Source organism: Burkholderia sp. AU19243 (genome assembly GCF_018148075.1).
GTDB lineage: Bacteria > Pseudomonadota > Gammaproteobacteria > Burkholderiales > Burkholderiaceae > Burkholderia > Burkholderia latens_A.
This window is the reverse complement of sequence record NZ_JAGSTV010000005.1, coordinates 75614-88725: the sequence shown is the minus strand read 5'-3', so window position 1 is coordinate 88725 and position 13112 is coordinate 75614. Positions and strand designations below refer to the sequence as shown.

At 66.5% G+C, this 13112-nt stretch carries 10 protein-coding genes; 2 read left to right on the top strand and 8 right to left on the bottom strand.

What is annotated here, in order from left to right; genetic code table 11:
* Positions 1–27 precede the first annotated feature (27 nt).
* Both pgeF and KDW55_RS11710 read right to left on the bottom strand, forming a co-directional pair.
* On the bottom strand, positions 28–867 hold the full coding sequence (pgeF, locus tag KDW55_RS11715) for a peptidoglycan editing factor PgeF (protein ID WP_040144265.1): 840 nt from the start codon (positions 865–867) through the stop codon (positions 28–30).
* 6 nt (positions 868–873) lie between these two features.
* Positions 874–2076: an RluA family pseudouridine synthase gene (locus KDW55_RS11710; protein ID WP_212160609.1), complete on the bottom strand. Its 1203-nt coding sequence runs from the start codon at positions 2074–2076 to the stop codon at positions 874–876.
* 41 nt (positions 2077–2117) lie between these two features.
* Here KDW55_RS11710 and KDW55_RS11705 point away from each other — a divergent pair, with 41 nt between their 5' ends.
* Positions 2118–2942 (top strand): outer membrane protein assembly factor BamD, encoded by an 825-nt coding sequence (locus tag KDW55_RS11705; protein WP_040144267.1) that lies wholly within the window; start codon positions 2118–2120, stop codon positions 2940–2942.
* 82 nt (positions 2943–3024) lie between these two features.
* Here the strand turns inward: KDW55_RS11705 and KDW55_RS11700 are convergent, their stop codons facing one another.
* The 3 genes from KDW55_RS11700 to KDW55_RS11690 form a co-directional block, all read right to left on the bottom strand.
* A complete protein-coding gene (locus KDW55_RS11700) occupies positions 3025–5265 on the bottom strand; it encodes an ATP-dependent DNA helicase (protein ID WP_212147873.1) in 2241 nt (746 codons plus the stop codon).
* 55 nt (positions 5266–5320) lie between these two features.
* A complete protein-coding gene (locus KDW55_RS11695) occupies positions 5321–5536 on the bottom strand; it encodes a YdcH family protein (protein WP_006755091.1) in 216 nt (71 codons plus the stop codon).
* A 77-nt stretch (positions 5537–5613) separates the two neighbouring features.
* A complete protein-coding gene (locus KDW55_RS11690; protein ID WP_209821750.1) occupies positions 5614–6363 on the bottom strand; it encodes a hypothetical protein in 750 nt (249 codons plus the stop codon).
* Between the two features lie 160 nt (positions 6364–6523).
* Between KDW55_RS11690 and KDW55_RS11685 the strand changes: the two genes are divergently transcribed.
* On the top strand, positions 6524–8848 hold the full coding sequence (locus KDW55_RS11685) for a Tex family protein (protein WP_040144270.1): 2325 nt from the start codon (positions 6524–6526) through the stop codon (positions 8846–8848).
* Between the two features lie 116 nt (positions 8849–8964).
* On the opposite strand, the gene KDW55_RS11680 is transcribed toward KDW55_RS11685, so the two are convergent.
* The 3 genes from KDW55_RS11680 to KDW55_RS11670 form a co-directional block, all read right to left on the bottom strand.
* Positions 8965–10878: a potassium transporter Kup gene (locus KDW55_RS11680; protein WP_040144271.1), complete on the bottom strand. Its 1914-nt coding sequence runs from the start codon at positions 10876–10878 to the stop codon at positions 8965–8967.
* A 267-nt stretch (positions 10879–11145) separates the two neighbouring features.
* Positions 11146–11742, bottom strand: coding sequence for a phosphoribosyltransferase (locus tag KDW55_RS11675; RefSeq protein ID WP_040144962.1), 597 nt, complete (start codon positions 11740–11742; stop codon positions 11146–11148).
* A gap of 8 nt (positions 11743–11750) precedes the next feature.
* Positions 11751–13097, bottom strand: coding sequence for an adenylosuccinate synthase (locus KDW55_RS11670; RefSeq protein ID WP_040144272.1), 1347 nt, complete (start codon positions 13095–13097; stop codon positions 11751–11753).
* Positions 13098–13112: the final 15 nt, after the last annotated feature.

Sequence of the window (13112 nt, the reverse complement as noted above, 5' to 3'; positions counted from 1 at the left end):
CCGCGCGTTCGAGCGCGCGGCCGGCCGTCATTCGGTCAGCCAGATGGCTGCGGCCATGCGCCCGGTGATGCGGTCGCGCCGGTATGAGTAGAAGCGCGCGGGTTCGGTGACCGTGCATGCGGTTCCGCCGCTCACGTGCGCAACGCCAGCGCGAGCGAGTCGCAGCCGGGCAAGCGCAGGCAGATCGGCGAGGAACTTGCCCGGCGCGGCATCGCTCGCGACGAACGCCTGCCGCGTTTCATCATGCTCCGACTGCGCAGCCGTGTCGAGGAACGCATCACGCACGTCCGCGCCGACTTCGAATGCCTGCGGACCGATCGCCGGCCCGAGGTACGCATGGAGCTGGTCCGTCGCGCCGCCCGCGAGCGCGGCAACGCGGGCCGCGGTCTGCTCGACGATGCCGGCCGCAAGTCCGCGCCAGCCCGCGTGGGCGACACCCACGGCTCTGCCCTGCGCATCGCACAGCAACACCGGCATGCAGTCCGCGACCATCACGACGCAGACCGCACCCGCACGATCCGTCACGCTCGCGTCGGCCTGCACGGGTGCCGCGGCCTCAGGCGCGGCGCCGATCACCTCGTCCGCGCGCACGATCCGCGCGCCGTGCACCTGTTCGAGCCACGCCGCGCGCGACTGGCCTGCGAGCGCGAGCAGTCGCGCGCGATTGGCGGCGACATGGGCCGGATCGTCACCGGTGTGCAGGCCGAGATTCATGCCGCCCGCCAACGCGGCGCCATCCCGCCAGCGCCCATACGGACCTTCGCTCACGCCGCCGTCGCGCGTGGTGATCAGCGCCCGCACGCGCGGCGAAACGTGCCAGTCGGGGCGGATGCAGTCATGCCATGTCAACGGCGCCAGGTTCGTCATCGGCACTCACTCCTCCTCGTCGTCCACGTAGGGCTCATCGTCGTGATACTCGCCGGCGAAATCGTCGTCGTAGACGTCGTCATCATCGTCGAATTCGTCATCCTGGCCAAAGCCCAGCGCCGCGACCAGTGCGTTCATGTCGTCCGGCAGCGGGCAACGCCACTGCATCGTCTTGCCCGTGACCGGATGCACGAGGCCGAGCCGCCACGCATGCAGCGCCTGCCGTGCGAACCCGTTCGGCAGCGGCGCGACCGAGCGCTTGCCGCGCGCGCGGCCGTACACCGGATCGCCAAGCAACGGATGCCCGGCATGCGAGCAATGCACGCGGATCTGATGCGTGCGTCCGGTTTCGAGATCGCACTGGATCGCCGAAACGGGCTGACGTTGCCACACGCATGTGTCAACCGTGCGGAAATGCGTGCGCGCGGGCTTGCCCGACGCGCCGGTGACGACAGCCATGCGCGTGCGCTCGCGCGGATCGCGGCCGATCGGCGCGTCGATCGTGCCTTCGTCGGGCATCGTGCCCCACACGAGCGCGAAATAGCGGCGCTTCACGGTGCGGGCTTGCAACTGGCGCACGAGATCGGTCTGTGCGGCGAGCGTGCGTGCCACCACCATCAGGCCCGACGTTTCCTTGTCGAGCCGGTGCACGATGCCCGCGCGCGGCAGGCCGGCCGCCGCGTCGCCGTAGCGGTGCAGCAGGCCGTTGAGGATGGTGCCGCTCCAGTTGCCGGCGGCCGGATGCACGACGAGGCCGGCCGGCTTGTTGATCACGACGAGCGCATCGTCCTCGTAGATCACGTCGAGCGGCACGGGCTCCGGCGTAAACGCGAGCTGCTCCGGCAGCAGGTCGGGCACGAGCGCGATTTTCGCGCCGAGCGGCACCGGCTGACGGATCTTCGCGGGCGCGCCGTCGACCAGCACGCGCTGCGCGTCGATCCAGCTCTGCAGGCGGCTGCGGGAGAATTCGGGAAACAGCTGGGCAAGCGCCTTGTCGAGGCGCTCGCCGGCAAGCGGCAACGGCACTTCGACGATCCGAGGCGCGTCGTCGCCCGCGGCGGACGGCACGACGGGCGCCCGGATCGCGTCGCCGGCCAGATCGTCATCGAGGGAATCCCCTGACGCTGCGTCGGCGGGCCGATCGCTTGGGCTATAATCTTCGCGATTTGACTTGCCCCGCGGGGCATTCTGCGAACTTGAACGGGTCATTTAGACTGGGTCACCGAGACTTGAAGCTAGGACATGCGAGCATGATGAATTCGACCAAACGTACGGCCAAAACCGTCGCCGCCCGAGCTGCGGCGGTAGCGGCCGCGGCCCTCATCGCCGGCTGCCACGGCTTGCCGCAGAAGCAGGACGAGACGGCTACCTGGTCGAACAACAAATTATACTCAGAGGCCCAGGACGCACTGTCCGGCGGCGACTGGGGCAAGTGCGCGAAATACTTCGAATCGCTGCAAGGCCGCGATCCGTTCGGTCATTTCGCGCAACAGGCGCAGATCAACGTCGCGTACTGCAACTGGAAGGACAACGAACCGGCCGCCGCCGACCAGGCCGTCGACCGCTTCATCCAACTCCACCCGGACCACCCGGACATCCCGTACGCGTACTACCTGAAGGGGATGATCCACTTCAACGACGATCTCGGCCTGTTCGGCCGCTTTTCCGGCCAGGACATGAGCGAGCGCGATCCGCAGGCGCTGCGCGAATCGTACGATGCGTTCAAGGTGGTCGTGGACCGCTTCCCGAAGAGCAAGTACGCGCCGGATGCGGCGGCCCGGATGCGCTACATCGTCAACGCGCTCGCGTCGCACGAAGTGCATGCGGCCGATTACTACTACCGGCGCGGCGCATATGTCGCGGCGATCAACCGCGCGCAACTCGCGATCAAGGACTACAAGGGTGCGCCCGCAATCGAAGACGCGCTGCACATCATGATCCTGTCGTACGGCAAGCTGAACCAGCCGCAACTCGCAGAAGATACGAAGCGCGTGCTCGCGGGCACGTTCCCGGACAGCCCGTACATCACGGGCCACTCGCGACCGGGCTCGAAGAAGTCGTGGTGGCAATTCTGAGCGACGCCCGCCGCACCAGCAAAAAACCCGGCCATCGAGCCGGGTTTTTTGTTGCCGTCTGCGGCAGCGCGCGACGGTATGCCTACGCGCGTTGTTGCGCGCGATGCTCGTCGAAGAAGTCCTGCACGACCGCGATCTCGCGCGTGCGCTTGAACGGCGGCAGGCTCTGCCAGATCCGGCGGCCATAAGGCTTGTCGACGAGCCGCGTGTCGCAGATCATCAGCACGCCGCGATCCGTCTCCGCGCGAATCAGCCGGCCTGCGCCCTGCTTCAGCGTGATCACGGCCTGCGGCAGCTGGTGAACCGCGAACGGGCTCAGGCCCTTGCGCGTCAGCGCGTCGAGACGCGCGGCGAGCACCGGGTCGTCCGGCGGCGCGAACGGCAACTTGTCGATCACGACGAGCGACAGCGCGTCGCCGCGCACGTCGACCCCTTCCCAGAAGCTCTGGCTGCCAACCAGGATCGCATTCCCGTACGAGCGGAAGCGATCGAGCAATTCGGTGCGGCTTGCATCGCCCTGCACCAGCAGCGGCGTGTTCCAGCCGCGCGATTCGATCACGTCGCGCAATTTCGATGCGATCCGGTCGACCGCACGCAGCGTCGTGCACAGCATGAAGACCCCGCCGCCCGCCGCCTCGATCGCCGGCAGCGCGGCGTCGAACACGGCATCGGTGAACGCCGGCGACGACGGCTGCGGCAGGTTGCGCGGGACGTACAGCAGCCCCTGTGTCTGATAGTCGAACGGGCTCGCGAGCGTCATCGAACGCCGCGAACTGAGGCCCATCTGCGCCGCGTAGTGCGTGAAGTCGCCGCGCACCGACAGCGTCGCCGACGTGAAGACCCACGCGCGCGGCACGCCGGCGCGCTGCTTCGCAAAGATCGGCGCGACCGACAGCGGCGTTTCGTGCAACTGCACGGTATGCGCGAACACCTCGACCCAGCGCACCTTCTCGCCCGGGTCGTCGCCGGCGGCGGTGTTGGCGGCTGCAGCGGCATCGGCCTTCGCGGCCGCTTCCGCCGCCGCGGGCGTGACCCAGCCGGCGAGCAGATCCTGCAATTCGCGGGCGCGCCGCAGGCAGGCGCCGAGCGACTCCGCACGCTCGGCCTGGCCGGCCAGCGCCGATGCGAGCGCATCGAGCGCCGCGTCGAGCGCGTCGAGCGCGCCGAACATCGGATGATCGTCGCCGAGCTGCGCGAGCGACATGCGCACGATCTGGTCGTTCGCGAACGCAAGGCGCAAGTCGCGGGCCGCGCGCTCGAGGTCGCCGCCGAGCTTCACCCATTCGACCGCATCGCGCGCATGGCTAAGACCTTCGGCGACCGTGTCGCGCGCGAGTTCGAGGATCTGCGTGGTCGACAGCGTCTCGCCGAAGAACAGCGTGGCCGTCTCGGGCAACTGATGCGCCTCGTCGAAGATCACCGTGTTCGCGTTCGGCAGCAGTTCGGCCATCCCGGTGTCACGCAACATGATGTCCGCGAAGAACAGGTGATGGTTGACCACGACGATGTCGGCCTGCTGCGCCTCGCGCCGCGCCTGCATCACGAAGCACTCCTTGTAATGCGGGCACTCCTGGCCGAGGCAGTTGTCGCGAGTGGATGTGACCATCGACCACACGGGTGCGGTCTCCGGCACGCTCGCGAGTTCGGCCTTGTCGCCGCTCTTCGTGATCTTCGCGAAACGGACGATTTCCTGCAGGTACGCGGTGTCCTGTCGCGACGGCAGCCGGCCGTTGTCGGCCGTACGCTGCAGGTAGTAATGGCACAGGTAGTTCGAGCGACCCTTGAGCATCGCCACCGTCACCGGCACCGCGAGCGCGTTGCGCACGGTCGGGATGTCGCGCTGGAACAGTTGGTCCTGCAGGTGCTTCGTGCCGGTCGACACGATGACCTTGCCGCCCCACAGCATCGCCGGTACGAGGTACGCGTAGGTCTTGCCGGTGCCGGTGCCGGCTTCGACGATCAGCGTGTTGTCGCCGGCGTCGGTATCGGTGTCAACAGAGGCGTCCGCGGCGGGATCGGCCGGCTTGTCGGCGTCGCCCAGCCGACGCGCAGGCCGCTTGCGGGTCTCGAAGATTTCGGGCTCGGGCAACCGGCGTGCGGACGCCTCCATCGCGGACGCGACCGCGCGCGCCATCTCGATCTGCGACTGACGCGGACGATAACCGTCGAGCGCGCGCGCAAGGAGTCCGCCTTCGCCGAAGATCGTGTCGAGTTCGTCGACACGCTTGCGGCTCAGCTCGAACGTGCGTTCGGGCGCACGAACGCGCCCGGCGGACGACGCGTCACGCCGGGCATCGGGGTTGGCTTCAAGCGGTGAATTCAAGGCAAGCGTTCCTGTGTCCAGCGCCCGGGCGGCGCCGGCGCTTGCCAGGCCGCGCTCAGGCGCGCTTATCCGGTTCCAGCTGCGATTGCAGCAAAATGATTTTGTCCTTGGCTGCCAGCTTTTCCTTCTTCAGCCGGTGCAGCGTAATGTCGTCGATGTCGGAGTGTCCTTCCTTCAGCTCGATTTCCCGTGCGAGCTGCTGGTGCTGCTCCTGCAATGCTGCCAAACGGTTGTGCAATTCCTGCTGCTGTTCCGTGGGACGGTTTTGCATATGCGCCTCCTCATCGAAGCAGCGCGCCGGCTGGCGTGCCGGCACGCACGAGACTGATTCCGGATCAATCCACCACGTTACTGCCCCTGCTGTTGCTTCTGCTTCGCCTTCTCGGCTGCTTCCTGCTGACGCCGCTCGACATCGGCCTTGTGCTGGGCGGCTTCCTTCTGCTTCTGCTCGTAGCGCGCGGCGTTCTCCGAGCGCTCCTGCGCTTTTTGCGCGGCCTGCTGGTGCGCCTGGTCGAGCTTGCGCTGGAAATCCGCCTGCTTCTGGTCGTATGCCTGCCGGTTCGCGGCGCGCTGCGGCCCTTCCGCACCGCGCTGCGCCTGCTTCAGTGCATTCTGCTCCTGCTTGTCGCGGAACGCAGCGGCGTTCGCCGCCTCGTTCGCGGCACGTTGCGGAGCCTCCGCCGCATTCTGCGCCTGCTTCAGCGCTTGCTGCTCGTCGCGCTGCTGCGCCCGGACCGCGCGCTGTTCGTCGTCGAGGGCGAGCTGCTCCTGACGGATGCTTGCCCGCTCCTCGCGCATCCGGTCGCGCGCATTGCCGAGACAGTGGTTGACGAAGAACTTGCTGTAGCAATCGTGCTCCGCCACCGCATAACGATAATCGTTTTCCGCGGAACGCTGATTGAGCACTTTTTGACGGGCGTCAAAATCCTGCGTGGCAGAGGCCGCAACCGGCGCGGCGGCGGTGTCAGGCACGGCCGCGCCGGAGGCCTGCGCATATGCGGCGGTGGGCCCGGCGGACAAAGCCGCGGCAAGCGCTGCGGCGAGCGCGACGAGAGAAATGCGGGAAGTTGGCAACGTCGTAGGAAAGCTGCGGGACATGTGCCAAATTCTATCACCCCCCCGGCTGGACGCTCCGCCATTTATGGCAAAATGCCCCGCTTCACTCACCCGCGGCATCTGGTCCGGCGGGCCCGTCTCGCAGCCCGCCGCGCGGTCTGCCGGCCCGCGCCGCGATTTCAGCAGGCAGATCATCCACGACATGACGGAAACCGTAGCACTCAAGATCGTACAGCGCATCGCCACCGAACTGTCCGTCCAGCCACGCCAGGTCGCGGCGGCAGTGCAACTCCTCGACGAAGGCTCGACCGTTCCGTTCATTGCCCGGTACCGCAAGGAAGTGACCGGCAACCTGGACGACACGCAGCTGCGCCAGCTCGAGGAGCGGCTCCTTTATCTGCGCGAGCTCGAGGATCGCCGCGCCGCGATCCTGTCGAGCATCGACGAACAGGGCAAGCTGACCGACGAACTGCGCGCCGCGATCGACGCGGCCGACAGCAAGCAGGTGCTCGAAGACCTCTATCTGCCCTACAAGCCGAAACGCCGCACGCGCGCACAGATCGCCCGCGAAGCCGGGCTCGAGCCGCTCGCGCAGGCGCTGCTGGCCAATCCGCTGCTCGACCCGCAAACCGAGGCGGCCGCGTACGTCGATGCCGACAAGGGCGTCGCCGACGTAAAGGCCGCGCTCGACGGCGCGCGCGACATCTTGTCCGAGCAATTCGGCGAGACGGCGGAACTGCTCGGCAAGCTGCGCGACTACCTGCACAGCCAGGGCGTCGTGTCGTCGGCGGTCGTCGAAGGCAAGGAGAACGAGGAAGGCGAGAAGTTCCGCGACTACTACGACTACGCGGAAACGATCCGCACCGTGCCGTCGCACCGCGCGCTGGCGCTGTTCCGCGGCCGCAACGCCGGCGTGCTGACCGTTAAGCTCGGCCTCGGCGACGAACTCGACGCGCAGGTTCCGCATCCAGGCGAAGCGATGATCGCGCGCCATTTCGGAATCGCGAACCAGGGCCGCCCGGCCGACAAGTGGCTGTCCGACGTGTGCCGCTGGTGCTGGCGTGTGAAGGTGCAGCCGCACATCGAGAACGAACTCCTCACCCAACTGCGTGAAACGGCCGAAGCCGAGGCGATCCGCGTGTTCGCGCGCAACCTGAAGGATCTGCTGCTCGCCGCGCCGGCCGGCCCGAAGGCCGTGATCGGCCTCGACCCCGGCCTGCGCACCGGGGTGAAGGTCGCCGTGGTCGACCGCACCGGCAAGCTGCTGGCGACCGATACGATCTACCCGCACGAGCCGCGCCGCGACTGGGACGGCTCGCTGGCGAAGCTCGCCCGGCTCGCCGCGCAGACGCAGGCCGAGCTGATCAGTATCGGCAACGGCACCGCGTCGCGCGAAACCGACAAGCTCGCGAGCGAGCTGATCGCGAAGCATCCGGAGCTGCGGTTGCAGAAGATCGTCGTGTCGGAAGCCGGCGCGTCGGTCTACTCGGCGTCGGAGCTGGCGGCAAAGGAATTCCCGGATCTCGACGTGTCGCTGCGCGGCGCCGTGTCGATCGCGCGTCGCCTGCAGGACCCGCTCGCCGAGCTCGTGAAGATCGAACCGAAAGCAATCGGCGTCGGCCAGTACCAGCACGACGTGAACCAGCGCGAACTGGCCCGCTCGCTCGACGCGGTGGTCGAGGACTGCGTGAACGCGGTCGGCGTCGACGCGAACACCGCGTCGGTCGCGCTGCTCGCACGCGTGTCGGGCCTCAATGCGACGCTCGCGCGCAACATCGTCGACTATCGCGATGCGAACGGTCCGTTCCCGTCGCGCGATCACCTGCGCAAGGTACCGCGCCTTGGCGACAAGACGTTCGAACAGGCTGCCGGCTTCCTGCGCATCAACGGCGGCGAGAATCCGCTCGACCGCTCGTCGGTGCACCCGGAAGCGTATCCGGTCGTCGAGCGGATTCTCGCGAAGATCAACAAGCGGATCGACGACGTGCTCGGCAGCCGCGACGCACTGTCAGGCCTGTCGCCGGCGGAATTCGTCGACGAACGTTTCGGGTTGCCGACCGTGCGCGACATCCTGTCCGAACTGGAAAAACCGGGTCGTGACCCGCGCCCGGAATTCAAGACCGCGACGTTCCGCGACGGCGTCGAAAAAGTGTCCGATCTGGTGCCGGGCATGCTGCTCGAAGGTGTCGTGACGAACGTCGCGGCATTTGGCGCGTTCGTCGACGTCGGCGTACACCAGGACGGCCTCGTTCACGTATCCGCGATGTCAACGAAGTTCATCAAGGATCCGCACGAAGTCGTGAAGGCCGGCCAGGTCGTCAAGGTCAAGGTCCTCGATGTCGACGTGAAGCGTCAGCGGATTGCGCTGACGATGCGCCTCGACGACGATGCGGCCGCACCCGGCATGGCGCCGCGCGGCGGCCAGGATCGCGGCGGCGCCGGCCGCGGCGCGGTGCGCCCGCAACGTTCGCGCGAGCCGGAACCCGCCGGCGCGATGGCCGCGGCGTTCGCGAAGCTCAAGCGCTGAGCGGCGCGACGCATCGTCGCCGTATGAAAAAACCCGCCGAAAGGCGGGTTTTTTTCATGTTTTCAGCGAACCACGCCGCAGAAACCGCGCAGGCCGCAAGAGCGGCCGTGCGTACGTCAGATCTCGATCTTGGTGCCGAGTTCGACGACGCGGTTCGCCGGAATCGAGAAGAAGTCGGTCGGCTTGGCCGCGTTCTGATGCATCCACGCGAACACGCGTTCGCGCCAGATCGACATGCCGGGCAGATGCGTCGGCACCACCGTTTCGCGCGCGAGGAAGAACGATGTGTCCATCAGCTCGAACGTCATGTCGTGCGTGCGGCCGAATTCCTCCAGCACCGCTTTCACGTCAGGCGTCTCGTTGAAGCCGTACTGCGCCTTCACGATGTACAGGCCACCGCCCGCATCGCGGGAACTGAGGCGCTTGTCGTCGCGCACATACGGGATGTCGCGCGTGACGAAGGTCAGGAAAATGGTCCGCTCGTGCAGCACCTTGTTGTGCTTGAGATTGTGCAGCAGGCTGACGGGCACGAGCTTGTCGTTGCCGGTCAGATAGATCGCCGTACCCGACACGCGATGCGGCGGATGCGCGAGCAGCCCCTGCAGGAACGGTTCGAGCGGGATACCGTCGGCGGCCGTGCGCTCCTTGACGATGTGACGGCCCTTGTACCAGGTCATCAGCAGGAAGAACAACAGCGCGCCGATCCCGAGCGGCAGCCAGCCGCCCTGCGCAACCTTCAGCAGGTTCGCGCCGAAGAAGCCGAGGTCGACCGCGAGAAAGACCGTGATGATCGCGCCGACGAGCAGCCGGTTCCAGTTCCACACCTTCACCATCACGACACACGCGAGCACGGTCGTAATCACCATCGTCGCCGTCACCGCGATGCCGTACGCGGCAGCCAGGTTGTCGGAGCTCTTGAAGCCGATCACGATGCACAGGATCACGAACAGCAACAGCCAGTTCACGACCGGCACGTAGATCTGGCCGATCGCCAGCTCGGACGTATGCAGCACCTTCATGCGCGGCACGTAGCCGAGCTGGATCGCCTGCGACGTCAGCGAATACGCGCCGGAAATCACGGCCTGCGAAGCAATCACGGTTGCGACCGTCGACAGCACGACGAGCGGCAGCAGCGCCCACTCCGGCGCCATCAGGAAGAACGGATTCTCGATCGCTTTCGGATTCTGGATCAGCAGCGCGCCCTGGCCGAAGTAGTTCAGCACGAGCGACGGCATCACGAGCCCGTACGCGGCGAGGCGAATCGGCTTCGCGCCGAAGTGCCCCATGTCCGCATAGAGCGCTTCCGCACCGGTCAGCACCAGCACGACGGAGCCCAGCACGACGTAAGCCTGCAGCAGGTGGTCCGCCATGAACGACGCGGCATAGTACGGGTTGATCGCCGCGATGATGCCCGGCGCGCGCATGATGTGATACACGCCGAGCGCGGCGAGTACGATGAACCATAGAACCATGATCGGCCCGAACAGCTTGCCGACCGTTGCGGTGCCGTGACGCTGGATCCAGAACAGCGCGATCAGGATCACGATCGTGATCGGCAACACGAGGTGCGACAGGCGAGGTGTCGCGATCTCGAGGCCTTCGACCGCCGACATCACGGAGATCGCCGGTGTGATCACCGCGTCGCCGTAAAACATGCACGCGCCGAATATCCCGAGTGCCATCAGTGCGCCCGCGACGCGCGTTTTCGAATCGAGCGGCCGCAGCGACAGCGCCATCAGCGCGAGCACGCCGCCTTCGCCGTTGTTGTCGGCGCGCATCACGAACAGCAGATACTTGATGCCGACCACGAGGATGATCGCCCAGAACAGCAGCGAGATCACGCCGAGGATCGACGCTTCGGTCAACGGAATGCCGTGGGCGGGGCTGAACGCTTCCTTGAGCGAATAGAGCGGGCTCGTGCCGATGTCCCCGAACACGACGCCGATCGCCGCTATCGCGAGCGCCTGCAACGAATGTTGATGCGTCGAATGCGCATGGGCGGCGTCGGTCGCCTGGGTCGTGTCGTTCATATGAAGCGTAATAATCGGGTCCGGTTCGGACAAAACGAGCGCTATTCTACTCGCGCCCCCCTGAAACACCGTCCTGCCCTGTTGCCCTGACACCACGTGATTCACGCCGCGCATGCAATCACGCGCGAGCTGTGGCAGGGCTGCCATCATAGCCGGGCCCGCCCCGTCTGCCTACCGCCGCCGCCGATCGCCGCAGCGGGCGGCGCAAATGAAAACGGCGCCGCAAGCGGCGCCGTACAAGGCTTTCGTTCGATCAAGGCTGGCCGCTTACGCGCCCGAGCCGTCGCGCTGCGCGCGACCGCGCTTGATCCATGCCTCGAGGTTGTGCGGACGCACCGTGTCCCATTCTTCGAACGGCTGATGAATCCACGGATTCGTCGGCAAGTACTGCGTATGGTAATCGGGCTTCACCTTGGAGCAACCTTTGTACCAGAGCACAGCCGAGCGCACGGCCGTGACGGACGGATAGCGCTCTTTCAGATGCTCCTGCACCCGCGCGAGCGTGACGCCCGAATCGACGAGATCGTCGACCAGCAGCACGTTGCCTGCGAGGTTGCCGCGCGTCATCGTGATGTACTGCGCGATGTCGAGCTCGCCCTGCTCGGTGCCGGCCGCTTCGCGGTACGAACTCGTCGCGAGGATTGCGAGCGGGACGTCGTAGATGCGCGACAGCTGGTCGCCGACGCGCAGGCCGCCGCGCGCGAGGCACAGGATCTGGTCGAACTTCCAGCCGGATTCATGCACCTGCAGCGCGAGCAACTCGATCAGACGATGGTATTCGTCCCAGCCCACCCACAGGTTCTTGTCGTCGTTGCGCGGATCGGTCATCAAGTCTGCCGCCGTCATCGTGATTTGCTGCGTCATGCTGAACATTAAACCTTGAACGGATGGCGGAGCAGGATCGTTTCGTCGCGGTCCGGGCCCGTCGAAATCATGTCGACCGGCACGCCAGCCACTTGCTGGACGCGGGTCAGGTATGCCTGCGCATTCGCCGGCAGTGCGTCCCACGTCTTGATGCCGACAGTGCTTTCCTTCCAGCCTGCGAACGTTTCGTACACCGGTTCGCAACGCGCGACGTCGACCGCACCGCGCGGCAGGATGTCCACGTCCTTGCCGTCGACCTTGTAGCCGACGCACAGCTTCACTTCATCGAGCCCGTCGAGCACGTCGAGTTTCGTCATGCACAGGCCCGACACGCCGTTGATCTGGATCGAGCGGCGCAGTGCCGCCGCATCGAGCCAGCCGGTGCGGCGCGGACGGCCGGTAACCGAGCCGAATTCCTTGCCGACGTTCGCGAGCGTGACACCGACCTGGTCCTGACGCTGCGGATTGTCCGCATCGTACAGCTCGCTCGGGAACGGGCCCGAGCCGACGCGCGTGCAGTACGCCTTCGTGATGCCGAGGATGTAGTTCAGCTTTTGCGGACCCACGCCGGCGCCCGCCGACGCCGCACCCGCGACGCAGTTGCTCGACGTGACGAACGGATAGGTGCCGTGGTCGATGTCGAGCAGCGTGCCCTGCGCGCCTTCGAACAGCAGGTTCTGACCGGCATTGTTCGCGTCGTACAGACGGCGCGACACGTCGGCCACCATCGGCTTCAGGCGATCGGCATAGCCGAGCATCGTATCGAGCGTGGCCTGGAAATCGACGGCCGCGCCGCCGAGATACTGGGTCAGCACGAAGTTGTGGAAATCGAGGTTCTCGCGCAGGCGGTCGGCGAAAGTCTTTGCGTCGAACAAGTCCTGCACGCGCAGCGCGCGGCGGCCGACCTTGTCTTCGTACGCGGGGCCGATGCCGCGGCCGGTCGTACCGATCTTGCCCGCGCCCTTGCGCGCTTCGCGCGCCTGGTCGATCGCGATGTGGTACGGCAGGATCAGCGTCGTGGCTTCGGAGATGAACAGGCGGTCACGCACGTTCACGCCGGCTTCTTCCAGCTCGCCGATTTCCTTGAACAGTGCCTCGGGGGACAGAACGACGCCATTGCCGATGTAGCAGGCGACGCCTTCACGCATGATGCCCGACGGAATGAGGCGCAAGATGGTTTTCTTGCCGCCGATGATGAGGGTGTGGCCGGCGTTGTGACCGCCCTGGAAACGCACGACGCCCTGAGCGTGGTCCGTCAGCCAGTCGACGATCTTGCCCTTGCCTTCATCACCCCATTGCGTTCCCACGACGACGACATTGCGCCCGGGAGTCACGTTCACTGCGCTGGCAGACATGTTGATTCGTTAGCT